This is a genomic window from Sulfitobacter alexandrii (assembly GCF_001886735.1).
GTDB lineage: Bacteria > Pseudomonadota > Alphaproteobacteria > Rhodobacterales > Rhodobacteraceae > Sulfitobacter > Sulfitobacter alexandrii.
In genome coordinates this window covers 2,395,775-2,420,653 of sequence record NZ_CP018076.1, presented here as the reverse complement: position 1 = coordinate 2,420,653, position 24,879 = coordinate 2,395,775, and the positions used below count along the sequence as shown (strand labels likewise).

Annotated in this window: 22 protein-coding genes; 11 read left to right on the top strand and 11 right to left on the bottom strand. The window is 65.2% G+C overall.

Features of this window, described 5'->3' with window-relative positions:
* Positions 1–7 precede the first annotated feature (7 nt).
* From BOO69_RS11880 to BOO69_RS11865, 4 genes are all read right to left on the bottom strand, one after another.
* Entirely contained in the window at positions 8–1,351 is a 1,344-nt protein-coding gene (locus BOO69_RS11880; protein ID WP_172839532.1) for a TrkH family potassium uptake protein, read from the bottom strand.
* Position 1,352: 1 nt separating this feature from the next.
* Positions 1,353–2,018: a potassium channel family protein gene (locus tag BOO69_RS11875; RefSeq protein ID WP_071972360.1), complete on the bottom strand. Its 666-nt coding sequence runs from the start codon at positions 2,016–2,018 to the stop codon at positions 1,353–1,355.
* A gap of 114 nt (positions 2,019–2,132) precedes the next feature.
* Positions 2,133–4,082, bottom strand: coding sequence for an acetate--CoA ligase (gene acs, locus BOO69_RS11870; protein ID WP_071972359.1), 1,950 nt, complete (start codon positions 4,080–4,082; stop codon positions 2,133–2,135).
* 295 nt (positions 4,083–4,377) lie between these two features.
* Positions 4,378–5,463 (bottom strand): AI-2E family transporter, encoded by a 1,086-nt coding sequence (locus BOO69_RS11865; protein WP_237267449.1) that lies wholly within the window; start codon positions 5,461–5,463, stop codon positions 4,378–4,380.
* Positions 5,464–5,661: 198 nt separating this feature from the next.
* On the opposite strand from BOO69_RS11865, the gene BOO69_RS11860 reads away from it, so the two are divergent.
* Positions 5,662–7,332: a thiamine pyrophosphate-dependent enzyme gene (locus BOO69_RS11860; protein ID WP_071972357.1), complete on the top strand. Its 1,671-nt coding sequence runs from the start codon at positions 5,662–5,664 to the stop codon at positions 7,330–7,332.
* Between the two features lie 91 nt (positions 7,333–7,423).
* Here the strand turns inward: BOO69_RS11860 and BOO69_RS11855 are convergent, their stop codons facing one another.
* Positions 7,424–7,888, bottom strand: a complete 465-nt coding sequence (locus tag BOO69_RS11855; protein WP_071972356.1) for a DUF3237 domain-containing protein — start codon at positions 7,886–7,888, stop codon at positions 7,424–7,426.
* An 86-nt stretch (positions 7,889–7,974) separates the two neighbouring features.
* Here BOO69_RS11855 and BOO69_RS11850 point away from each other — a divergent pair, with 86 nt between their 5' ends.
* Together BOO69_RS11850 and BOO69_RS11845 are read left to right on the top strand one after the other, a co-directional pair.
* Entirely contained in the window at positions 7,975–8,454 is a 480-nt protein-coding gene (locus BOO69_RS11850) for a MarR family winged helix-turn-helix transcriptional regulator (RefSeq protein WP_071972355.1), read from the top strand.
* An 84-nt stretch (positions 8,455–8,538) separates the two neighbouring features.
* Positions 8,539–10,332: a feruloyl-CoA synthase gene (locus BOO69_RS11845; protein ID WP_071973786.1), complete on the top strand. Its 1,794-nt coding sequence runs from the start codon at positions 8,539–8,541 to the stop codon at positions 10,330–10,332.
* Between the two features lie 4 nt (positions 10,333–10,336).
* Here the strand turns inward: BOO69_RS11845 and BOO69_RS11840 are convergent, their stop codons facing one another.
* The 5 genes from BOO69_RS11840 to BOO69_RS11820 all read right to left on the bottom strand — a co-directional run bounded on the left by BOO69_RS11840 (position 10,337) and on the right by BOO69_RS11820 (position 15,391).
* Positions 10,337–11,521, bottom strand: a complete 1,185-nt coding sequence (locus BOO69_RS11840; RefSeq protein WP_071972354.1) for an MFS transporter — start codon at positions 11,519–11,521, stop codon at positions 10,337–10,339.
* An 82-nt stretch (positions 11,522–11,603) separates the two neighbouring features.
* Positions 11,604–12,935, bottom strand: coding sequence for a TRAP transporter large permease (locus BOO69_RS11835; protein ID WP_071972353.1), 1,332 nt, complete (start codon positions 12,933–12,935; stop codon positions 11,604–11,606).
* Between the two features lie 2 nt (positions 12,936–12,937).
* Entirely contained in the window at positions 12,938–13,456 is a 519-nt protein-coding gene (locus BOO69_RS11830; RefSeq protein WP_071972352.1) for a TRAP transporter small permease, read from the bottom strand.
* Positions 13,457–13,515: 59 nt separating this feature from the next.
* Positions 13,516–14,553: a TRAP transporter substrate-binding protein gene (locus tag BOO69_RS11825; protein ID WP_071972351.1), complete on the bottom strand. Its 1,038-nt coding sequence runs from the start codon at positions 14,551–14,553 to the stop codon at positions 13,516–13,518.
* Between the two features lie 55 nt (positions 14,554–14,608).
* Positions 14,609–15,391: a crotonase/enoyl-CoA hydratase family protein gene (locus BOO69_RS11820; protein WP_071972350.1), complete on the bottom strand. Its 783-nt coding sequence runs from the start codon at positions 15,389–15,391 to the stop codon at positions 14,609–14,611.
* Positions 15,392–15,491: 100 nt separating this feature from the next.
* Between BOO69_RS11820 and BOO69_RS11815 the strand changes: the two genes are divergently transcribed.
* Complete coding sequence (locus tag BOO69_RS11815) at positions 15,492–16,379, top strand: amidohydrolase family protein (RefSeq protein ID WP_071972349.1); 888 nt, start codon at positions 15,492–15,494, stop codon at positions 16,377–16,379.
* Positions 16,380–16,480: 101 nt separating this feature from the next.
* Positions 16,481–17,659 (top strand): cytochrome P450, encoded by a 1,179-nt coding sequence (locus BOO69_RS11810; protein WP_071972348.1) that lies wholly within the window; start codon positions 16,481–16,483, stop codon positions 17,657–17,659.
* Between the two features lie 7 nt (positions 17,660–17,666).
* On the opposite strand, the gene BOO69_RS11805 is transcribed toward BOO69_RS11810, so the two are convergent.
* Complete coding sequence (locus BOO69_RS11805; RefSeq protein ID WP_071972347.1) at positions 17,667–18,572, bottom strand: bestrophin family protein; 906 nt, start codon at positions 18,570–18,572, stop codon at positions 17,667–17,669.
* A gap of 245 nt (positions 18,573–18,817) precedes the next feature.
* Between BOO69_RS11805 and BOO69_RS11800 the strand changes: the two genes are divergently transcribed.
* From BOO69_RS11800 to BOO69_RS11775, 6 genes are all read left to right on the top strand, one after another.
* A complete protein-coding gene (locus tag BOO69_RS11800; RefSeq protein ID WP_071972346.1) occupies positions 18,818–19,843 on the top strand; it encodes a LacI family DNA-binding transcriptional regulator in 1,026 nt (341 codons plus the stop codon).
* A gap of 95 nt (positions 19,844–19,938) precedes the next feature.
* On the top strand, positions 19,939–21,261 hold the full coding sequence (locus BOO69_RS11795) for an ABC transporter substrate-binding protein (RefSeq protein ID WP_071972345.1): 1,323 nt from the start codon (positions 19,939–19,941) through the stop codon (positions 21,259–21,261).
* A gap of 120 nt (positions 21,262–21,381) precedes the next feature.
* Positions 21,382–22,248, top strand: a complete 867-nt coding sequence (locus tag BOO69_RS11790; RefSeq protein WP_071972344.1) for a carbohydrate ABC transporter permease — start codon at positions 21,382–21,384, stop codon at positions 22,246–22,248.
* Positions 22,249–22,261: 13 nt separating this feature from the next.
* Entirely contained in the window at positions 22,262–23,092 is an 831-nt protein-coding gene (locus BOO69_RS11785; protein ID WP_071972343.1) for a carbohydrate ABC transporter permease, read from the top strand.
* A gap of 12 nt (positions 23,093–23,104) precedes the next feature.
* Positions 23,105–24,109, top strand: a complete 1,005-nt coding sequence (locus BOO69_RS11780) for an ABC transporter ATP-binding protein (RefSeq protein WP_071972342.1) — start codon at positions 23,105–23,107, stop codon at positions 24,107–24,109.
* Entirely contained in the window at positions 24,106–24,879 is a 774-nt protein-coding gene (locus BOO69_RS11775; protein ID WP_071972341.1) for an L-iditol 2-dehydrogenase, read from the top strand. Before BOO69_RS11780 ends, BOO69_RS11775 begins: the two co-directional genes overlap by 4 nt.

Below are 24,879 nucleotides of genomic sequence, written 5' to 3'. Positions count from 1 at the left end.
GCAGGTTCTAGCCGAGGTAGACCTGACCCGGCGGATATTTCACCCTCGGCACCGTGCGGGTCGCCAGGAAGAACCCCAGCGCCAGCGGGCCGACCCGACCGATGAACATGATCACCATGATCAGCGCCCGACCGACACCGTCGAGCTCTCCGGTGGCACCACGCGACAGGCCCACGGTCCCGAAGGCGGAGGTGACCTCGAACGCGAGGTCGAGGAACTGCCCGTCGTGGCTGATCGCGGTCACGAAGATGCCCGAGAGCACCAGCAGCATGGAGATCATCGTCAGCGCAAGCACCTTCAGCACTTCCTCGACCCCCAGCGCCCGGCCGAAGGCGTGCAGCGTGGTCTGCCGCCGGAAAAAGGCGACCGTGGCGAGCAGCAGAACGGCAAAGGTCGTCACCTTGATGCCGCCGGCGGTCGAGGTGCTGCCGCCCCCGACCAGCATCAGCGTCATGGTCATGACCGTGGTCGAATCGTGCATGCCCGCCGTGTCGATGGTGTTGAACCCCGCGGTGCGCGGGGTGACCCCCTGGAACCAGCTTGCCCACAACTTGTCGCCGACCGAAAGATTGCCCAGCGTGGCGGGATTGGTCCATTCCAGCAGGGCGAACCAGACGCAGCCCCAGACGATGAGAAAGGCGGTGCCGACCAGCATCAGCTTGGAATGGAGGGTCAGCTGCCGCCAGCGTCGGGCCTGGTAGATGTCGCCGACAACGATGAAGCCGATGCCCCCCATGATGAACAGGAGCGTGATCACGATGTTGATGAGCGGATTGCCGACCCATTGCGACAGGCTGTCGGGATGCAGGGCAAAGCCCGCGTTGTTGAAGGCGCTGACCGAGTGGAAGATCGCCTGCCAGATGCCGTTCAGCCCGTATTCGGGCACGAAGACGAAGGCCAGCAGCAGCGCGCCGACGCCTTCGCAGACGAGCGCGACAACGATGATGACGCGCACCAGAACGGTCAGGTTGCTGATCGAGGTCTGGTTGAGATCCTCGCGCAGGATCAGGCGCTGCGGCATCCCCACGGGGATACCAAGAGCGCTGAGGACAAGGACGGCAAAAGTCATCAGCCCCAGCCCGCCGAACTGGATCAGCAGCGCGATTACCGCCTGGCCGAAGCCGGTGAAGGCCGCACCCGTGTCGGCCAGCACCAGCCCGGTCACGGTGACAGCCGAGGTCGAGGTGAACAGCGCCTCGGACAGGCCGATGTCGCCGTGGTGCGAGACCGGCAGCCACAACAGCAGGCCCCCGATCACGATGAAGACCAGATAGAGCAGCCCCAGCACCGCCGGCGGCGGCAGGGACAGTCCGACGCGGTGCGCCTTGACCCGTTGTGCGCCCCTGGCCATGTCAGAGACTTGCGGCGAAGCTGCGCAGGTCCTTGCGCTGACCCAGAAGCAGCAGCAGGTCGTCGCTCTGCAAGGTGCAGGAGTTGCCGTCCTGGCCGACGAACTCGGTGCCGCGCATGACCCCGATGCAGCGCAGCTTGAATTTCTCGGTGTGCGGCAGGTCTTCCAGCCGCTTGCCTTCAAGGCTTTCGGGAATGCGGAAGTTCACGACGTGGTAGCCATTGCCGAGACTGACGTAATCGCGCACCAGCGGGTTGTGCAGCACCTGGGCGATATGCTGGCCCACCTCGATCTCGGGATGGATGACCCGGTCCACACCCAGCTTGGACAGGATGCGGTGATGGGTCTTGGTCTTGGCCTTGGCCCAGATCTGCGACACGCCGATCAGCTTGAGGTTCATCGCGCTGAGGATGCTGGCCTCGAGGTCCGAGCCCATGGCGACGACGCCGATGTCGCATTCCGCGAAACCCGCCTCGCGCAGGGCGAGGTCGTCCCGTGCGTCCACGATCACGGCCTGGCTGAGCTGCTCGGCGTGGGCCGACACGCGCTTTTCATCCGTGTCGACGCCGATCACGTGGTTTCCGAACCTCTGCAGTTCGGTTGCGACCGTGCTGCCGAAGTTTCCCAATCCGATCACACCTACGGTTCGGGTGCTGTGCCGTGCCATAGAAATACCTTTCCGAGTCGCATTGCTGACAGCTAACTAGAGCGTTCGGCGGAAAGGGGAAATGGACTGCCTTGCAAATGTGATGCGGGCCGCGTCGCGCGCGGCCCGATCCTGTCAGCGGTTCATGCGGTTTTCGATCAGGTCGTCCACGACGGACGGGTCCGCAAGGGTCGAAGTGTCGCCGAGCGCACCATAATCGTTCTCGGCGATCTTGCGCAGGATGCGGCGCATGATCTTGCCGGACCGCGTCTTGGGCAGGCCCGGTGCCCACTGGATGAGGTCGGGCTTGGCGATCGGGCCGATCTCGTTGCGGACCCACGCCTCGAGCTCCTTGCGCAGATCCTCCGAAGGCTCCTCGCCGCCCATCAGGGTGACGTAGCAGTAGATGCCCTGACCCTTGACCTTGTGCGGGTAGCCGACCACGGCGGCCTCGGCGACCTTCTTGTGCGCGACGAGGGCGCTTTCGACCTCCGCCGTGCCCATGCGGTGGCCCGAGACGTTGATGACATCGTCGACGCGCCCGGTGATCCAGTAGTCGCCGTCGGCATCGCGCTTGCAGCCGTCCCCGGTGAAGTAGTAGCCGGGATAATCCGAAAAATAGGTCTTTTCGAACCGTTCGTGATCGCCCCAGACGGTCCGCATCTGGCCCGGCCAGCTGTCCGCGATGCACAGCACACCTTCGGCGGGGTTGTCCTCGATGATCTCTGCCGAGGTGGGCTCCAGCACCACGGGCCTGATCCCGAAGAAGGGCTTCATCGCCGCGCCGGGCTTCATGTCGTGGGCGCCGGGCAGGGGGGTCATCAGGTGACCGCCGGTTTCGGTCTGCCACCATGTGTCCACGATCGGGCAGCGGCCCTGACCCACGACCTCGTGGTACCAGGTCCAGGCCTCGGGGTTGATCGGTTCTCCCACCGTGCCGAGCAGCTTGAGGCTCGACAGGTCGCAGCGGGTGACGAATTCGTTGCCCTGGCCCATCAGGGCGCGGATCGCCGTCGGAGCGGTGTAGAACTGGTTCACCTTGTGCTTTTCGCAGACTTGCCAGAAGCGGCTGGCATCTGGATAGGTCGGCACGCCTTCGAACATGAGGGTGGTCGCCCCGTTGGCGAGCGGGCCGTAGACGATGTAGCTGTGCCCGGTGACCCAGCCGACGTCCGCGGTACACCAGTAGATGTCGCCGTCATGGTAGTCGAAGGTGATTTCGTGCGTCATGGCGGCATAGACGAGGTAGCCGCCGGTGGTATGGACCACGCCCTTGGGCTGCCCTGTGGAACCGGAGGTGTAGAGGATGAACAGTGGATCCTCCGCGCCCATGACTTCCGGCTCGCAGGTGTCCGGGGTCGTCTTGGCCAGTGCGGTGTAGTCCACGTCTCGCGCCTCGTCCCAGGGCACGTCCGCCCCGGTACGCCGCACCACGAGGCATTTGACGGCGGCATCGCACGAGGCCAGCGCCTTGTCCGCATTGGTCTTGAGCGGTGTGTTCCGCCCGCCGCGCGGTGCCTCGTCCGCGGTGATGACCACCTTGGCCTCGGACCCCTTGATCCGCGCCGCCAGCGCATCGGGCGAGAACCCCGCGAAGACGATGGAATGGATGGCCCCGATGCGGGCGCAGGCCAGCATGGCATAGGCGGCCTCGGGGATCATCGGCATGTAGATGATCACGCGATCCCCCTTGCCGACGCCCTGGTCGCGCAGGACGTTGGCCATCTTGCAGGTCTGCGCGTGCAACTCACGATAGGTGACGTGCTGCGCGTCCTCTTCGGGGTTGTCCGGTTCCCAGATGATCGCGGTCTGCTCGCCGCGGGTGTCGAGGTGACGGTCGATGCAGTTGGCGCTGACGTTCAGCTGGCCGTCGGCGTACCAGTTGATCTTGACCTTGCCGAGCGTGAAGTCGACGTCCTTGACCTGCGTGAAGGGCTTGATCCAGTCGACCCGCTTGCCCTGTTCGGCCCAGAACGCTTCGGGGTCGCCGATCGAGGCCTCGTACATCTGCGCATACTGCTCGGCGTTGACATGCGCGCCTTTGACCATGGCTTCGGATGGCGGATAGGTTCTGGCGTCGGACATTCGGGGCTCCTCCTTGATCTTCACTTTCGGCGCGCGATCCGGCCGGGGCCTGTCAAACGCACGTCTCCTCCTGCGCGGGATCATAGCGTCCTGTGTAAGGATTGAAATAACCATTTGGAATGGCTTGATTTCGTTGTAAAACTATTTCCCTGCATCCAGCGCGTTTGTAAACGTCGCACGGCGTGGCTGCAAATATCCGCGCTTTTTCATGCCGGTTGATGTAAAGCGCTTGCGCGGACAGGACCACGCCGGGAGGCGGCGCCGCCTCGGGCTCGGGCCCAGTCGGCGCGCCGCGTCAGGTTTCGGCCTTTTCATCTTCGTGTTCGGGCAGATGCCTGTCCTCTGACGACAGGAAAAGCCCGATGGTCTGCAGCGGCTCGAAGTTCTCGCACACGGCCTTGAAAACGACAAGGAACGGGACCGCCACAAGCGCGCCGGGCACACCCCAGAGCCATCCCCAGAACACCACCGTCAGGAACACCGCGACCGTGTTCATGGCCAGCCGCCGGCCCACGAGGAATGGCGTGAGAATCTGACCTTCGAGGCTGGTCAGGGCCAGATAGCCCAGGGGCGCAAGCAGGGCGTAGCTGACGGTGTCGAACGTCACGATCGCGAACGCGCCGACCAGCACCGTCCCGATGATCCCGCCGAGGTAGGGCAGGAAATTGAGCAGGAAGGCGGCGATGCCCCAGACGTAGGCCTGCGGCATGCCGAGCGCGGTCAGGTAGGCAAAGAGACACAGTCCGAGCCCCGCGTTGATGACCGTGATGGTCAGCAGGTAGCGCGATACCCGCCGTTCGATGTTGTAGACCGTGGACAGGATGCGTTTCTTGCCCGCCAGCGTCGGAAAGGCCTGCACCATCTTGAGGTAGAACAGTTCCCCCGAGGACAGAAGGAACATCGCCAGCACCAGCGTCACGATCAGCGATGCGCCGATGCGTGTCACCGTGTCCATCGCGGTGTCCAGCAGGCCCGGTTGCTGGACGATGACCTCCTGGCTGCCGTCCTCGGCCTTGGTGATCTTCTCGACCTCCTCGGTGGCATTGCGCACACCTTCCATCGCGTCCGACATCACGCGCAGCTTCTGCTGGATCTCGGCGCCCATGCTGGGCAGTTCGTCGCTCCACAGAGCGACGGTTCCGGCGGAGCCGAAAACGACGGCCATGATGATGAGCGCGGTCAGCGTCACCAGCACCCCGGCCGAGACCGCGTGGGGAATCCCGGCGCGATAGAAGCCTCGCACAAGCGGGCTGAGGGTCAGTGCCAGCAGGAATCCCAGCAGGATCGGCAGGATCAGGTCGCGCGCGAAATAGCAGGTTCCGAAGAGCGCCACGAGCACGAGGAATTGCAGCGAGCGGCGGATCGATGTGAGGTTGTCCAAGTGGGTCTCCGGCGATGGCAGGTCAGGCGCACTCATTACGTAACAATCTATTCAACCGCTACCGGATGCTTATGGTTCCTGTCCCGGACAAATAAGCGGCGGCGGATCGGGATTTCGCGGTTTCATCGGCATGGCTTTGCGGGCAGCTTGTGGCGAACCTGAGAATCACGAGCGGCAAGCGGAAAGGAAAGGCGCATCATGGCACGACACGGGGGACAATTGCTGGTGGAAAGCCTGGTTGCGCTGGGCGCGACCAAGAGTTTCGGCGTGCCGGGGGAAAGCTATCTCGCCGTTCTGGACGGCATGCACGACAGCAACGGCAAGTTCGACTTCGTCCTGTGCCGCAACGAGGGTGGCGCCGCCTTCATGGCCGCGGCATGGGGCAAGCTGACGGGCAGTCCCGGCATCTGCATGGTGACACGCGGTCCGGGGGCGACGAATGCCTCCATCGGCGTGCACACCGCCTTTCAGGACAGCGCGCCGATGATCCTGTTCGTGGGGCAGGTGGGCACCGACATGCGCGGTCGCGAAGCCTTTCAGGAAGTGGACTACCGGGCCTTTTTCGGCCCTCTCGCCAAATGGGCGGTCGAGATCGATCACGTGGACCGCATCCCCGAGATCCTCGCCCGCGCCTGGACCATGGCCACTACGGGCCGTCCGGGACCGGTCGTGGTGGCACTGCCCGAAGACATGCTGACCAGCCTGTCCGATGCCGCGCCGCTTGCCGGTCCGGCCCGGATCGAGGAGCCGGCACCGAGCCCCGCGGCGATGGAGGAGGCGCTGGCGATGCTCTCCGGCGCCGAACGCCCGCTGATCCTGATCGGCGGCTGCAACTGGACGCCCGAAGGCAAGGCCGCGATCGAACACTTCGCCGAGGCCTCTGACATCCCGGCCATCGTGGCGTTCCGGTTCCAAGACCGGTTCAACAACCATTCCGAGGTCTATTGCGGCGAGGCGGGCGTCGGCATGCCGGCCCACGTGAAGGATCTGATCACGCAGGCCGACACGATCCTCGCCGTCAACGTGCGCTTCGGCGAGATGACGACGGATGCCTACACCCTTCTGGACGTGCCCCACCCGAAGCAGAAGGTCATCCACGTGCACGGGTCCAGCGAAGAGATCGGAAAGGTCTACGTGCCGGCCCTGGGCATCACGGCGGGACCGAATGCCTTTGCCACGGCCCTGCGCCCGGTAAAGGGCGGCTGGGCCGACTGGCGTGCGCAGGGTCGTGCGGCATGGGAGGCGGGTTTCGACGCGCCCGAACAGCCCTCGCCCGTCGATATGGTGCAGGCCACCGCCTACCTGCGCGAGGTGCTGCCCGAGGACGCGATCCTGACCAACGGCGCCGGCAACTTCACCGTCTGGCCGAACAAGTTCTTCAAGTACGGTCCCGAGGCGCGCCTTCTGGCGCCGCAATCCGGCGCGATGGGCTACGGGCTGCCTGCCGCCGTCGCGGCCAAGGTCGCGCATCCCGACCGGTGCGTCGTCTGCTTTGCCGGTGACGGCGACTTCCAGATGAACTGCCAGGAACTCGCGACCGCCGCGCAGGCTCGCGCGCAGCCTATCGTGCTGATCGTCAACAACGGCATCTACGGCACCATCCGGGCCCACCAGGAGCGTCACTACCCCGAGCGGGTATCGGGCACCACCATGGTGAACCCGGACTTCACGTCACTCGCACGCGCCTATGGCTTCCATGCCGAGCGGGTGGAAACCACCGCCGATTTCCAGGCGGCCTTTGACCGGGCGCTGGCCTCCGAGACGGGGGCGGTTCTGGATCTGAACGTCTCGGCCGAAGCACTGACCCCCCGCATGACGTTGTCGCAGATGCGTGCGGCGGGACTGGCGGCAAGGAGCGGCGGGGCCTGACCCGACCCGGTCTCCCTGTGGGGGTGAGCGCGGCAAGCGGCGTGCCCGCCACCCCCGCCGTCGGGGCAATCGGCCTGCGGTGGCGCGTGGCCTAAAGGATCGCGTAAAGCCTGATCTGCACCTGCTGGAGATGCCGCGCCCCCACGCCGAGAAACAGCGTCCGGTTCACCCAGGCATATCGGTCGTCGCCGGTTTCCAGCCGGGCATGCGTGCGCATGTAGTAGCTGTCGGGCGGCACCTCTTCGCCGCGCATGATCGCGGCCAGAACCTCCGGCGGACCGTGGCGCAGCCCGTAGTTGACGATCTCGATGGTCGCGCCGTCCGTCGTCTCCATGGCGTAGCGTGTATCCAGCTCGGCCAGTCCGTCGGCGAACACGGTCTGCCAGTCGGCACCAAGGTTCAGAAGCCGCCCCTGCAGCATAGGGCCGGTGACACTGCCGCCCACGATCGGGACGATGCGGCGCTGCCCCGCACGGCCCGGCCCCATCTCGCGGATCGGGTCGAGATCGACGGTCAGGTCGCAGGCATGTTCAAGGGTGGGAAGGGGCAACCGCATGATATGATCCTTATGGCATTAAACTGTTTGCCAGATAAACAATATCCTGTAAACTTTCTTGGCAAGCCAGAGGAGGGGAGCGCGCGATGCCGGCACAGCCAAGACCCAGCGACGAGGAGCGGGACGACACGCACGCGATTTCCGACCTCGAGCAGTTCGTGGGCTACAATCTGAAGCGGGCTTATGTCATCGTGCAGGCCGATTTCCGCAATGCGCTGGGGCAGGATTCCCTTGCGCCACGTGTCTTCTCGGCCCTGTCGCTGGTCGTGCAGTTTCCCCACATCTCCCAGAGCAAGCTGGCCCGCCATCTGGGCATCGAACGCTCCGGCCTCGTGGCCATCGTGGACGAGCTCGAGGGGCTTGGCTACCTGTCGCGCGACACCGTGCCCGGTGACAGGCGCATTCAGGCGCTCGTTCCGACGGAGAAGGGCCGACAGGCCTATGCCGAAGCGCTGGCGACCGTGCGCGCCCACGAGAAGGCGCTGCTGGCCGATCTGACCAAGGAGGAACGGCGCACGCTCATCAGCCTGCTGCGCCGTATCCGTGTCAAGGGAGAGACGGAATGAGCCTTCGGGGCCGGCGCGGTCACGGCGCCCGGGTTGCTTGCAGGGCCGCCGGTTCTGGCGCGGCGCCGCAGTGAGATGGCTGACATGGCCGCTGCTCCCGGGATAAGCCGATCGGATTTCTGGCAGCCGGCGTTCGCCTACGAAACCCGGCCCGACGGTACGGTCCTGATGCGCCAGCGCGCGCCGTTGGGCGATTTTCACCCGAGACTTGCGGATTATTTCGACCATTGGGCCGACACCACGCCGGATCAATCCTGGATCGCCCGGCGGGAGGCCGGCGGCGCGTGGCGGCGGATCACCTACGGCGCGGCGCGTGCGCAGGTGCAGGCGATCGCCGCGTCCTTGCTGACCATGGGGCTCGGGCCAGACCGCCCGCTGCTGATCCTGTCGGAGAACAGCCTCGAGCACGCGCTTCTGGGCATGGCCTGCGCCTATGTCGGCGTCCCTTTCGCGCCGGTGTCGCCGGCATACTCGCTCGTGTCGCAGGACCATGCCAAGCTCAGGGACATCGCCGCCACGCTCGCGCCGGGCGCGCTGTTTGCGGATGATGGCGCAGCCTTTGCGCCCGCGCTGACGGCCATCGCGAGGGAGGCTCGGCAGGTCATTACCCTGCGAAACGACCCGCCGGGGGCCGTCACCTTCGACAGCCTGCTGGCCGGAGACCCGGCAGCGGCGCGCGCCGCACGGGCGGCGCTGAACGCCGATACGGTGCTCAAGTACCTTTTCACGTCGGGCTCGACCGGCTCGCCCAAGGCCGTGATCAACACCAACGGCATGATCTGCGCCAGTCAGGCGATGATCCGCGACTGCTACCGGTTCCTCGTGCGCCGGCCGCCGGTGGTGCTGGACTGGGCGCCGTGGAACCATACCGCTGCGGGCAACAAGGTGTTCTACATGGTCACCACCAACGGCGGCACCTATTACATCGACGACGGGCGGCCCGTGGCGGGCCGGTTCGACGAAACCCTGCGCAATCTGCGTGACGTCTCGTGCACGTGGTACTTCAACGTGCCGGTCGGCTACGACATGCTGGTCACCGCGCTGGAGAACGATCCGACCCTTGCGGAAACCTTCTTTCGCGATCTCGGCATGATGTTCTACGCCGGTGCGGGCATGGCGCAACGAACCTGGGACAGGCTTCGCGCCGTGGGCCGCGCCGCGACGGGCCGCGAAGTGCTGCTCGCAACGGGGCTGGGTGCGACCGAGACGGCCCCCTTTGCTCTCGCTTGTACCGAGATTCAGGAAAGGTCCGGGAACGTCGGGGTGCCCGCACCGGGACTGACCCTGAAACTGGTCCCCAACGGCGGCAAGCTGGAAGCGCGGCTGAAGGGGCCGACGATCACGCCGGGCTACTACGCGGACCCCCGCAAGACGGCGGAAGCCTTCGACGACGAGGGCTTCTACCGCTTCGGCGACGCGCTGCGCCCGGCCGACCCCGAGGATTTCTCCAAGGGGTTCTTCTTTGACGGGCGCATCGCGGAAAATTTCAAGCTGGCCACCGGCACCTGGGTTGCCGTGGGGGCGGTGCGGGCCGCGGTGGTGGATGCCCTCGACGGGTTGGTGCGCGATGCCGTCATCACCGGCGAGGATCGCCATGAACTCGGGGCGCTGCTGCTGTTGTCGGACAAGGCGCAGAAGCTCGAGCCTGCGGCACTGCGGCAGGCATTGACCGAAAGGCTCGCCGCAGCCGCGGGGGCCGCCACCGGCTCCGCCGCACGGGTGAGACGCGCCGTCGTGCTGTCGCGTGAGCCCAGTTTCGACCGCGGGGAAGTGACCGAAAAGGGATCCCTGAACCAGCGGGCCATGCGCGACGGCAACGCCGACCTGATCGCGCGGATGCATGTCCCCGATCCCGACGCGGACGTCATCGCTGTCTGACAGGTCAGGCGCGCCGCGGGACGCCGTTGCGCCGCGCCAGCCCCCGGCGCAGCGCCAGACCCGTCTCCAACACCGCGAGCGCCGTGATCAGGATCAGCAGGGGGCGGGTGCCCACCTCCACGATCATCCAGCCGGCGACCAGCGGAAACCCGAAGATGCCGATGAAATACGTCAGCGCAAAAAGCTGCAGGGTCTGCGCGCCCAGCTCCTCGTCCGCATCGTCCGCAGCCATCGCAACGAGAACAGGGTAGGACACGCCGTAGCCGAGGCCGAACAGCACGGCGACCAGTAGATAGAGCGGCAGGCTGTCGCCGCTGACCACGAACAGCCCCAGTCCCACGCACATCAGGCATTGCAGGAGCGCGATCGTCAGATAGGGGTTCGGCCCCCCGGTGAACCGCGCCATCACCAGACGGAAGATCACCGACGTCAGCGTGTAGGTGGTGAAGAACCAGGCGTAGTCCAGCCCCCGTGCATCGGCGAACACGGTCTGGAAGTTGTTCAGGCCGGCAAAGATGCTCGCGCCGAGGAACACCATGAATACCGGCAGCCGCGCAGGCGACCGCAACACCCCGCGCACCGCCGCGCGCGTGATGCGCGAGGGCGCCTCGGGGCGCGCGTTCACCGCCTGCAGCCTGATCGGACGGTCAAGCCCGAAGAACAGCGCCGCGCTGATCAGGCAGAGCACGCTGTTCAGCGCAAAGGCATCGCGCACGGCGAAGCCCGCGTTCTCCAGCGCCGACGCGATCACCGGCGCGAATCCGAAGCCGCCCATGACGAAGACCGACAGCAACGTGAAATAGCGCACCCTCTCGTCCGCGCGCACGAGCCGCGACATGACGATGGGCCCAAGCGAATAGGTCAGCCCCCAGCCAAAGCCTAGCAGCACGCTTGCCGCCATCAGTCCGGGACCGACCCCATCGGCCGTGGCATAGAGCATCAGCGCTGCCGAGATCGCGACGCAGGCCATGCCCAGCGTGCGCAAACGGCCCATCAGGTCGGACAGATGCCCCGAGAAATAGACCGTCACCACCGTGGCCACCGTCGTCAGCAAGAGCGTCGTGCCCACCACTTTCTCGTTGGCGCCGAACCCGTCGTAGAGACGCGGCAGCATGAAGGTCAGCCCGTAGGCGCCCGCTTGGAAAAGGATCGCGGCGTAGTAGAGCGGAAAGATCAGCTTTCGGGACATCCCGGCAGGCCTCGGGTCGGTTGGGTTGGGGCTGTCCTAGCAGCCCTGCCGTGCCGGGGCCAGCGTCCCGGCGTCCCGCGCCTCAACCGAGGCTGTCGACGAACCACACCAGCCAAAGCGTGATGGCGGGAAATGTCGCGAGGATCGCGACCCGGACGATATCCGTCAGCACGAAGGGCAGGGCACCCCGGTAGGTTTCGGAGATCGGCGTCCGCTCTGCCATCGAGTTGATGATGAACAGGTTCATGCCCACGGGCGGCGTGATCAGCCCCACTTCGACCACGATCAGCACAAGGATGCCGAACCACAGGCCGAAATCATCGGCGGACATGCCGAAATCCAGCGCCACCATGATCGGAAAGATGATCGGCACGGTCAGCAGGACCATGGACAGCGAATCCATCACGCAGCCAAAGACAAGGTACATCAGCAGCACGATCGTCAGCACGAACCACGGCGAGAACCCCTGCGCCCCGACCCAGGCCGAGGCGGATTGCGGCAGCTGGGTAAGCGACAGGAAGTTGTTGTATATCCCGGCCCCGAGGATGATGAGAAAGATCATCGCGGTCGACCCCGCCGTGGACAGGACCGCCTCGCGCAGGCGGTCCAGCGACATCTGCCCCGAAACCACCGCCACCAGACCGGTGCCCGCCGCCCCCACGGCGGCGGCCTCGGTCGGGGTGAAGATGCCCGCGTAGATGCCACCGACCACGACCACGAAGATCGTGATCACCGGCCAGACCTTGCCCAGGGCAACCATGCGTTCACCCCATGGCACGCGGTCCCGGACGGCAGCGGAATTGGGCGAAACCCGGACCCAGATCGAAATGGCGACCATGTACCCGACGGCGGCAAGGATGCCGGGGATCAGCGCCGCGACGAACAGCTTCTCGATGTTTTGCTCGGCCAGGATGGCGTAGATCACGAGGATCACCGAGGGCGGGATCAGGATGCCCAGCGTGCCGCCGGCGGCGAGCGCCCCCGTTGCGAGGCTGCCCGGATAGCCGTAGCGTCGCAGTTCCGGCAGGGCGACCTGACCCATGGTCGCGGCGGTGGCCAGTGACGACCCGCAGATCGCGCCGAACCCCGCGCAGGCCCCCACGGCCGACATGGCCACCCCGCCGCGCCGGTGCCCCAGAAAGCTCTCGGCGGCCCGGAACAGCGAGGCGCTCATCCCCGAGAGGGTCGCGAACTGGCCCATCAGCAGGAACAGCGGGATGATGGAGAACGAATAGTTGGAAAACGTCCCGTAGGTCAGGGTCTTGAGCTGGTTCAGCGTCATCATGGGCGTGCCGATTACCAGGTACGTGCCGCCCACGCCGACGCCGATCATCGCCAACGCAATGGGCGCACGCAGGAAAACAAGGATCAGCAGGACCGGAAAGGACCAGAGCGCGAGTTCGAAGTTCGACATGGCTATACCCGCCGTTCCCGCCCGGTCAGCCTGCGGGCCGAGCGCCATATGCAAAAAAGCGAGACGACGACGAAACCGACTGCCCCGATCAGCGAGGCCGCGAAGCCCTGCCAGACCGGGATCTGGGCGATCAGCGTCGTCTCGCCGTACGACAGCTTGTCGAGCATCCCGAGATACAACCGCCAGGTGCCGATGGCGGCGACGAAGGCCATGCCGACGTTGAACAGCAGGTCCAAAGCCAGGTCCGTCCACCGGGGCAGGGCTGCCTGAAACAGGTCGACCCGCGCGTGGGTCTCGCGCAGCTGCGCCCAGGGGAGGAAGGCAAAGACGGCGGCGGCCATGCCGATCTCTGTGATGTCGTAGATGCCGCGGATCGGGCCGATGCCGACGTCGAGCGGCACGAAGGCCCGCCCGGCGATGGACGCGCATGTGAGCAGTGTAATGACGATCAGGATCCTACCCCCCGCATAGGCCAGCCCACGCGCGATGAAATCCGCCACCTTGTAACTTGCCGCGTACATCGGACCGCTCCCCGGACAAAGCGGAGGGCCCGCGGGCCCTCCGGTATCGCTGCGTGAGGTCAGGAGGTCTTTTCGGCGATCAGGGCCTTGGCCCTGTCGATCAGGCCCTGTCCGTCCAGCCCCTTGCCGTCCATCTCGGCGACCCAGCGGTCGATCACGGGCTGCGCCGCTTCCTTCCAGCGGGCGACTTCGGCCTCGTCGAGCTGGATGATGGTATTGCCGTTCTGCACGGCCAGTTCACGGCCCGGCGCGTCGTTATCCCACATCACCTGTGCGGCGAACTCCGACAGCTTCGCACCCGATTCCGCGTCCAGAATGGCCTTCAGGTCATCCGGCAGGGCGTCGTACTTGGCCTTGTTCATCACCAGCACGATGGTCGCGGTATAGAGCGATTCAGCGCCCGAGAATTCCGTGTGGTTGGACACCAGTTCGGTCAGGCGGACGGCGGGCGTGACTTCCCACGGGATCACGGTGGCGTTGATCACACCCTTTGACAGCGCCTCCGGGATCGCGGGCAGCGGCATGCCGACGGGGGTCGCCCCCAGTTCGGACAGCATGTCGTTGATCACGCGGGTCGGGCCGCGCACCGTCTTGCCCTTCATGTCCTCCAGCTTCTCGATGGGGTCGATGGAATGGATCACGCCGGGTCCGTGAACCCAGGCGCCCAGCACCTTGAATTCGGCGTATTCGTTGGACTGGAAATCGTCCTCGACCATCTGCCAGAAGGCCAGCGAGGTCGCCACCGGGCTGGTCATCATGAACGGCAGCTCGAACACCTCGGTGCGCGGGAAGCGGCCGGGCGTGTAGCCCACCACCGTCATCGACAGGTCCACCACCCCGTCGCGGGCCTGGTCCATCAGTTCGGGTGGCCGTCCGCCCAGTGACATGGCGTCGAAGTGCTGCACGTTCAGCCGCCCGCCCGACGCTTCGGCAAGGCGCTCGCCCCAGGGCTTGAGGATCTTCGCCGGCACCGTCGCCACCGGCGGCAGGAACTGGTGCAGCCGCAGGGTCACGTCCTGCGCCAGCGCCGCACCGGGCATGGCAGCCATCAGCGCCGTGCCGGCGGCGGTGGTTTTCAGAAACTCTCTTCTCTTCATTGGTCTTCCTCCCTGTTTTTGCTGAACGCGCCGCCGGGCTCCCTCCCGGCGGGCGTCATCTGAATTTGGGCTCCCGTTTCTCAAGAAACGCCCGCAGCCCTTCCCTGGCCCCGTCGGATGTCTGCGACATCGCCGCGGCAAGGCTCTCGGTGAACAGGCCGTCGCCGCGGGACATGTCGCCGATGCGCGAGATTGCCTGTATCATCAGGTAGTTGGAGAACGGCGCATTGTCCGCGATCTTGCGCGCGAGGTCGCGCGCCAGCGGCAGCGCCTCGCCGGTGCCGACGCTGTAGTGCGCCAGCCCCAGCGCCAGCCCTTCCTCGGCCCCGTAGTTGCGCCCGGTCAGCATCATCTCGCGCATCCGGTCGGCCCCGATGATCCGGCTCACCCGGACGGTGGCGCCGCCGCCGACGAAGATGCCGCGCCGCCCTTCCGGCAACTGGAACCGCACGTCGGGTTCCGCGATGCGCACATGCGTCGCCGTCGCGATCTCGAGCCCGCCGCCGATCACGGCGCCGGTCATGGCGGAAATCACGGGCAGGGGGCCGAATTCGATCAGGTCGGCCACCCGGTGCCAGTTCCGCGAATGGTGGACGCCCGCGACCGGCGCGCGCTGTTCGTGCTCCGCAAGGTCGAGACCCGAACAGAAATGCCCGCCCGCGCCCGTCAGGATCGCGGCGTTCACGCCTTCGGGCGGGTTGGAAAAGAAGGCGTCGAGGTCGTCGATCAGCGCGTCGTTCATCGCGTTTCGCTTGTCGGGACGGTCGAAAATGATCGTGGCGATGTCGCCGTCGATCTCCACGCGGGTGGCCTTGCCGCTTGTCTGGCGTGGCTGCATCGGATTCTCCCCTCGTGCCTGATCTGAATTTCTGTTGTACAGATTAACAGTTTTCTTGTATAGCGGTTTTTGCAGCCAACGGTTCTGGGAGGAGAAAGCGATGGTCGATTTCAGCAAGGTGAAAGCGATCGATTTTCACACCCATGCAGAGGAACCCTGCTGCGATCACCGCGACGATGGCTACAACGAGTTCCAGGCGGGGATGGCCGCCTATTTCAAGAACCCGGCCGGCGCCGAGGGGATGTTGCCCACCGTTCAGGACACCGCCAGCTACTACCGTGAACGCAACATCGCCGCCGTGATCTTTCCCGTGGACGCGGAGCGCGAAACCGGGTTCCGCCGGTATTCGAACGAGGAAGTCGCCCGGATCTGTGCCGAGAACGACGACATCCTGATCCCCTTCGCCTCGGTCGATCCGCACAAGGGCAAGGCCGGCGCGCGCGAGGTGCGCAGGCTGGTGCGCGAATTCGGGGTGCGCGGGTTCAAGTTCCATCCCACGATGCAGGGCTTCTACCCCAACGACCGCGAGGCCTGCTACACCGTGCTGGAGGCTTGCGCGGAGGAGGGGGTCATCACCCTGTTCCACACCGGTCAGACCGGCGTCGGCTCCGGCATGCGGGGCGGCATGGGCATGCGGCTCAAGTATTCGAACCCGATGCACCTCGACGATGTCGCGGTCGATTTCCCGGACCTCAAGATCATTCTGGCACATCCCAGCTTTCCCTGGACCGAAGAGGGGCTGGCGGTCGCGCAGCACAAACCCAACGTCTACTTCGACATGTCCGGCTGGTCGCCCAAGTATTTTCCCGAGATCTTCATCAAGTACGCCAACTCCATCCTCAGGAAGAAGATGCTGTTCGGCTCGGACTGGCCCGCGATCACGCCCGACCGCTGGCTCAAGGATTTCGACGCCGCGCCCTTCAAGGACGAGGTGCGTCCGCTGATCCTCAAGGAAAACGCGATGCGGCTGCTGGGCGAAACCGCCTGAGACTGCGCGGAACGCCCGCGCCCCGGGGCTTGTGCGGGCGCGGGGCCAACCGATAGATTGATCCCGAGTGCCTCGGCACGACATCACGAGGGCATGCCGACATGGCTGATCTTGCGCCACTGGACGAAAAAATCACCCTTCAGGAACTGGATCGGGATCCCTATCCGATCTATCGCCGCCTGCGCCGCGAGGCGCCAGTGCTGCGGGTCAAATCCGCCGGGCGGACGCTTCTGACCAAGGCCGAGGACACGAGGTACGTCAAGGACACGCCCGAGATCTTCAGCTCGGACGATCCGAACACGCCCATGAAGCGGGCGTTCTGGGCACATACGCTGATGCGCAAGGACGGCGAGGACCACAAGCGCGAGCGGATGGCGATGGCACCGGCCTTTGCCCCGAGGGTCATCAAGGAAGACTGGATGCCCCAGTACATGCGGATTGCCGAGCAGTATGTCTCGCGCCTGCCGCGGGGCGAGATCGTGGATCTCTTTTCCATCCTGTCCGGGGCCTATGCCGCGCGCGGGCTGGCGATCCTGCTCGGCATGCCCGAAGCCTCCGACGAGGAGATGATGGAATGGTCACAGGCCCTGATCGAAGGCGCCGGCAATTTCGGCTGGGCCGATGCCCCGTTCGAAAGGGCCGATCGTGCCAATACGCAGATCCATGCCCTGCTCGACCACATACAGGAGCGTCACCGGGCCGAGCCGGACAACTCGGCGTTCTCGGTGATGCTGAACGCCGATGACCCGATCGAGGAAAAGCAGATCTATTCCAATATCAAGATCGCCATCGGCGGCGGCATCAACGAACCGCGGGATTCGCTCAATACCGTGATCTACGGCCTGCTGACGCACCCCGACCAGCTGGCCGAGGTGCGCCGCCACGATCACTGGGAACAGGCGTTCGAGGAAGCGGTGCGCTGGGTCGCGCCGATCCAGGTGTCGTCCCGCCTCGTCACGCAGGACACCGAACTGCGCGGCTTCCTGATCCCCAAGGGCGACACCGTCATGACGGTGCAGGCCAGCGCCAACCGGGACGAGGACATCTATCACGACGGTGAAAGCTTCAACGTCTACCGCGACAAGGCCCCGCACCAGGCGTTCGGCAACGGTCCGCATTTCTGCCAGGGCACCCATGTGGCCCGTCGCGCGGTCGGTCAGATCATGCTGCCGATGCTGTTCGACCGGTTCCCGAAGATGAGCATCCCCGACCGGGACGACGTCATCTGGAAAGGCTTCGGCTTTCGCGGCCCGATCCAGATTCCCGTGCTGCTGAAGTAGGCGGCGCTCAGGTCAGGACGTAGTCCTTGGGCACCAGCGGTTTCGGCGCAGGCTGCCCCAACGCTTCGGACACCGAGATTTCGATCGTCCTGCACATGGCATCCAGTGGCAAACCATTGTGCACGTTCTGGAACGGCAGTTCCAGCTCGTTCGTGACGGTCTGCAATCCAAAGAAGACGTAGGCCACCACGGCCGCCAGCAGCGGGGCGAAGGCGCCGGTCGGTTCGATCAGCGCGAAGGGCAGAAGCCAGCAATAGAGATAGGTCGTCCTGCGGATCAGGAGCGAATAGACAAAGGGCAGGGGCGTCGATTTGATCCGCTCGCACCCCGCCTGGGCCAAGGCCAGCGAGGAAAGTGTCTTCGATATGGTCATTTGTCCGAAGCCGCTGATCGCCTGCTGGCCCGTCAGGCTGCCGATCTGGTCGGCCATCGACCGCAGCGCGGCATCCGCCGGGTTCTGGTGTGCCAGCAGGTCCGACGCGGTCTCGGCGCCGACCCAGCCGGTGATCTCCGCGCTCACGTCCACGTCGCGCAGCGCGCCCCGGTGCAGGTGGGCAAAGGCGACCGCCCAGGACAGGATATGCGCCCGGTCGGCGCCGTTGCCCACGAAGATGCACATGTGACGCCCCAGGTTGCGGACGTCCGCGATCATCGCGCCCCACAGCTTGCGGGCCTCCCACCAGCGGTCATAGGCCGCATTGTTGCGGAACCCCAGGAACAGCGAGAGCGCGATACCGAAGATGCTCATCGCGGCGATGGAGATATGGGGCAGGCGGACCACATGGGTGTCGATCACGACGACCGCCGTGGTCAGAAAGGCGATCCCGACGATCTTGCCGATGATCCGGGGCACGATCGACCCCTGCATCACGATATAGAGCTGTAGTGCGGAAGGGTGGTCGCGGACGATCATGACGGGTGCCTCACGATCCCGAGCCGCGCCGCCGACGGGCGGCGGAGGTCAGGGGATATGTCGAATCTGCCGCAGCGCTGGTCATGTGCGATGTCTAGTGGCGCGCGGGGCCAGCGGCAACTCGGCGTTTTGCCGTCTGCCCGCCATCGCAGCGGTCAGCTTGGCAATAATTTGTCAAAGAAAGGTTGAAGCTTTCCGCGCGGAAAGTCAGAGTTGCGCGTGTAAATATCGCGAAAGGGCCGCGCATGGCTGACCGGACCATCAGGAACATGGAGGAATTCGCCGCCGTCAGCGGGATCTCCCGGCCGACCATATCCAAGTATTTCCACGATCCCGACAGTGTCCGCCCCTCCACGCGCGAGCGGATCGAGACCGCGATCGAGAGATACGACTACCGTCCGAACCTTTACGCGATGAACCAGAATCGCAAGTTGACCAAGAACGTTGGGATCGTGGTCCCGCTGCTGACCGACCCCTATTTCGCTGAAATCGCCCGCAAGCTCGAACAGCATTGCATCGAGGCGGGATATCACCCCACGCTGTTCAGTTCGCACGGCGATCCGGTCCACGAGGTCGAGGCGCTGAACACCTTGCGCGCGATCAAGCCGGCGGGCGTGCTTCTGGCGCCACTGGGCCGCGCGTCCGATCGTCCGGCCCTCGAGCGGTTCTGCGCGGATGTGCCCACGCTCCTGTTCGACAGCAACGTGGATGAGCTGGGCCTCGCTTTCGTCGGCTCCGACAACATGCAGTTCACGTCGCATATCACCGACTACCTCTGCCGCACCGGTGAGCCGCCCTGTTTCTTCGAGATGAAGCGCCCGACCAATCCGAACGCCCACCGCCGCAGGCAAAGCTACCTGAACGCGATGGCGCAGTTCGGCCACGAACCCCATGTGATTTCCATCGAAGGCGATGGCTGGGACTTTGAGGAGATCGGCAGGCTGGGCGGCCACACGGCCTTTGCCGAGGGCCAGTTCGCAAGCAATACCATCCTTTGCAGCAACGACAGGCTGGCCATCGGTCTGCTGACCGCCTGCTACGAGAACGGCGTGAGCGTGGGCCGGGGCGAAGGCTGCCGGGTGCGGGTGGCGGGGCAGGACAACCATCCCCACTCGCGCTACACCTGTCCGCCGCTGACCACGATCTCGCACAACTACGACGCGGTCTCCAAACGCGCGGCAGATACGCTGTTTGCCGCCATCAACGGGACCGTGCCCTCGTGGAGCAGCACCCGTCTGGAAGGGCGCCTCATCCTCAGGGACTCCGCGTGATGCGTTAAAATTTTACGCGCGGAAAATTATAGTTGACGCCGCGTATATGCCTGGCCTAGGCTCCGGCCAGCACGTCCAATCAGGGAGGATACCGGATGTCTTTGAATAGCACGCTTCGTGCTGCAACCGCGCTCGGGCTGATCGCAGCCGGCAGCGCCTACGCAGACAGCCACGCCACAACGATCACCATCGCGACCGTCAACAACGGCGACATGATCCGGATGCAGGGCTATACCGACCGCTTCACCGAAGAGACCGGCATCGGCGTCGAGTGGGTCACGCTCGAGGAGAACGTCCTGCGCCAGCGCGTGACCACCGATATCACCACCAAGGGTGGCCAGTTCGACATCATGACCATCGGCATGTACGAGACCCCGATCTGGGGGGCAAACGGATGGCTGGTGGCGCTCGACGATCTGTCGGATGACTACGACGTCGACGACATCCTGCCGGCCATGGCAAACGGTTTGAGCAGCGATGGCACGCTCTACGCGGCACCGTTCTACGGCGAAAGCTCGATGATCATGTACCGGACCGACCTCATGGAAAAGGCCGGGCTGGAAATGCCCGAAGGCTCGCCGACCTGGGGCTTCATCCGCGACGCGGCGGCCAAGATGACCGACCGCGACAACGACATCAACGGCATCTGCCTGCGCGGCAAGGCCGGCTGGGGCGAGGGTGGCGCGCTCATCACCGCCATGGCGAACTCCTTCGGCGCGCGCTGGTTCGACGAGGACTGGAACGCGCAGTTCGATACCGCCGCATGGAACGAGACGCTGACGTTCTTCACCGAGATGATGAATGAAAGCGGCCCCGCGGGCTATGCGACGAACGGCTTCAACGAGAACCTCTCGCTGTTCCAGCAGGGCAAGTGCGGAATGTGGATCGACGCCACCGTCGCGGCGTCCTTCGTGACCAACCCGAACGATTCCACCGTGGCGGACAGCGTCGGCTTCGCGCTGGCCCCCCACAAGGACGGCATCGACAAGAACGGCAACTGGCTGTGGGCCTGGGCGCTGGCGATCCCCGCGGGCACCCAGAAGGAAGACGCCGCGAAGCAGTTCATCGAATGGGCGACCTCCAAGGACTACATCGAACTGGTGGCCGAGAACGAAGGCTGGGCCAACGTTCCGCCGGGCGCGCGCACCTCTCTCTACGAGAACCCCGAGTACCAGAAGGTGCCCTTCGCCCAGATGACGCTGGATTCGATCCTGACGGCCGACCCGAACAACCCCACGGTCGACCCGGTTCCCTATACCGGGGTCCAGTTCGCCGCGATCCCGGAGTTCGCGGGCGTCGCCACCGAGGTGAGCCAGGAATTCTCCGCCGCCTATGCCGGTCAGCAGTCCGTGGACGAAGCCCTGGCCAAGGCGCAGGACATCACCAACGAGGCGATGGAAGCCGCCGGCTACCGCTAAGGGCCATGGGTCCATCCCACGGGGCGGTCTCCGCCGTCCCGTGGACAACGGTCACACCACCTTCACCAAGCCCTAATTGCGGAGGCCCGGCGGGCGTCCGTCCACGAAGGAGACATCCCGATGGCGACCAAGGCTTCGCGTTCCGCCGCCAGGTTGATGATGGCCCCCGCGGTGATCCTGCTTCTGGGCTGGATGCTGGTGCCGCTCACGATGACGCTGTGGTTCTCGTTCCGGACCTACCTGCCGCTGCGTGGCGGCGATCAGGGGTGGACCGGTTTCGACAACTACGTGCGGTTCGTCACGTCCAGTTCGTTCTGGCCCGCGGTCACGACCACGCTCGTCATCGTGGCGGGGGTCCTGGCCATCACCATCGTTTTCGGCGTCCTGCTGGCGATCCTTCTCGATCAGCCGATGTGGGGGCAGGGGATCGTCCGGATCCTTGTCATCGCGCCCTTCTTCGTCATGCCCACGGTCTCGGCGCTGGTCTGGAAGAACATCTTCATGGACCCGACCAACGGACTGTTTGCACACCTGTGGCGCTTTTTCGGCGCCGATCCGGTCAGCTGGTTGTCCGATGCGGCGACACCCTCGATCATCCTGATCGTCAGCTGGCAATGGCTGCCCTTTGCCACGCTCATCCTGCTGACGGCGATCCAGTCGCTGGACAGCGAACAGCTCGAGGCCGCGGAAATGGACGGCGCTTCGCCGCTCGCGCGCTTCTTCCACATCACCCTCCCGCACCTGTCCCGCGCGATCACCATCGTGCTGCTGATCCAGACGATCTTCCTTCTGGCGATCTTCGCCGAGATCTTCGTCACCACCGGCGGCGCCTTCGGCACCCGCACGTTGTCCTACCTGATCTTCCAGCGCGTGCTGGAAAGCCAGAACATCGGCCTGGGGTCGGCGGGCGGCGTCTATGCCATCATCCTCGCCAACATCGTCGCCATCTTCCTGATGCGCATCGTCGGCAAGAACCTGGACACCTGAGGGAGGACGACACATGGCACGCTCCGTCACCACGCGTCGCAAGACGATCAACACCACCGCTGCCTGGATCATCGGGCTGCTGATCTTCTTCCCGATCCTCTGGACGATCCTCACCAGCTTCAAGACGGAGGCGCAGGCGATCAACGATCCGCCGCTCTTCCTGTTCTTCGACTGGACGACCGAGAACTATTCGACGGTGATGGAACGGTCGAACTATGCCCGCTTCCTGTGGAACTCCATCATCATTGCAGGCGGCTCCACCGTCCTCGGCATCATCGTGGCCGTGCCGGCGGCGTGGTCCATGGCCTTCGTGCCCTCGCGCCGGACCAAGGACATCCTGCTCTGGATGCTGTCGACCAAGATGCTCCCGGCTGTGGGCGTCCTCTATCCGATCTACCTGCTGTTCATCCGGATGGGGCTGCTCGACAGCGTGCTGGGGCTGACCGTCGTGCTCATGCTCATCAACCTGCCCATCATCGTCTGGATGCTCTACACCTACTTCCGCGAGATACCGGGCGAGATCCTCGAAGCCGCGCGGATGGATGGGGCCACCCTCAAGGAGGAAATCCTCCACGTGCTGACCCCGATGGCCGTGCCCGGCATCGCCTCCACCCTGCTGCTGAACTTCATTCTGGCATGGAACGAGGCGTTCTGGACGCTGAACCTCACCGCGGCTCAGGCCGCCCCGCTGACCGCCTTCATCGCCAGCTATTCCAGCCCCGAAGGGCTGTTCTATGCCAAGCTCAGCGCCGCATCCACCATGGCGATCGCGCCGATCCTCATCCTCGGCTGGTTCAGCCAGAAACAACTCGTCCGGGGCCTGACCTTCGGCGCCGTGAAATAGGGAACCGCACAGATGGGACAAATCGAACTCAAGCAGGTCACGAAATCCTTTGGCGACGTGCAGGTCATTCCGCCGCTGGACCTGACGATACGCGACGGTGAATTCACCGTGTTCGTCGGCCCTTCGGGCTGCGGCAAGTCCACCCTGCTGCGGCTGATCGCCGGGCTTGAGGACATCACCACGGGCCATATCGAGATCGACGGCCGCGACGCGACGGACGTGGTCCCGGCCAAGCGCGGGCTTGCCATGGTGTTCCAGTCCTACGCGCTCTATCCGCACATGTCCGTGCGCAAGAACATCGCGTTCCCGCTCAAGATGGCCAAGATGCCCCAGGACGAGATCGACCGCCGGGTGGCGGCGGCGGCGCAGGTGCTGAACCTGACGGATTACATCGACCGCCGCCCCGGCCAGCTTTCCGGCGGTCAGCGCCAGAGGGTCGCCATCGGGCGCGCCATCGTGCGCGAACCGGCGGCCTTCCTCTTCGATGAGCCGCTGTCGAACCTCGATGCCGCCCTGCGGGTGGGGATGCGGATGGAAATTTCCGAACTGCACAAGAAGCTGGCCACGACGATGATCTATGTCACTCACGATCAGGTCGAAGCGATGACCATGGCCGACAAGATCGTGGTTCTTCAGGCCGGCAACATCGAACAGGTGGGCAGCCCGCTCGAACTCTACCGGACGCCGCGCAACACCTTCGTCGCGGGGTTCATCGGCTCGCCGCGGATGAACCTGATCACCGGCGAGGAAGCGGCCAAGCATGACGCCCATACGATCGGCATCCGCCCCGAGCATATCGACGTGGTCGAAAGCGGCGGCACGTGGCAAGGCACCGTCGGCGTGGCCGAACACCTCGGATCCGACACGTTCTTCCACGTCCACGGGACGGGGTTGGCCGAAACCATCACCGTGCGGTCCATCGGCGACGTGAGCCTCGGTTACGGCGATACCATTCATCTGTCGCCCCGCACCGGCGAGATCCACCGCTTCGACAAGGCCGGGCTGCGCATCGCATGAACCGTCTGGCAGGCAAGACAGCGCTCATCACCGGCGGGGCACGCGGGATCGGGCATGCCTTTGGGCAGGCCTACCTGCGCGAGGGGGCGCAGGTCGTGATCGCGGATATCGACAGGCAACGGGCAGAGCAGGCGGCCACGGCGATGGGCGAAAACGCCTGCGCCGTGGTCATGGACGTGGCCGACCAGGCCAGCATCGACGCGGGCGTGGCCCAGGCGGTCGACCGTTTCGGGCGCATCGACATACTGGTCAACAACGCGGCGGTCTTCACGGCGGCGCCGATTGCCGAGATCACGCGCGAGGACTACCAGCGCGCCTTCGACATCAATGTCTCGGGGTGCCTTTTCACCCTGCAGGCGGTGGCCCGGCAGATGATCGCGCAGGGCGGCGGCGGCAAGATCATCAACATCGCCAGCCAGGCGGGCCGCCGAGGCGAAGCTCTGGTGGCGGTCTATTGCGCGACCAAGGCGGCGGTCATCAGCCTCACGCAATCCGCGGGGCTGAACCTGATCGAACATGGCATCAACGTGAACGCCATCGCCCCCGGGGTGGTGGACGGCGAACACTGGGACGGCGTCGACGCTTTCTTTGCGAAGTACGAGGGCAAGGCACCGGGCCAGAAGAAACGCGAAGTCGGGCAGGCGGTGCCCTATGGCCGCATGGGGCGCGCCGACGACCTGACCGGCATGGCCGTTTTCCTCGCCTCTGCCGAGGCCGATTACATCGTCGCCCAGACATACAATGTCGACGGCGGCCAATGGATGAGCTGA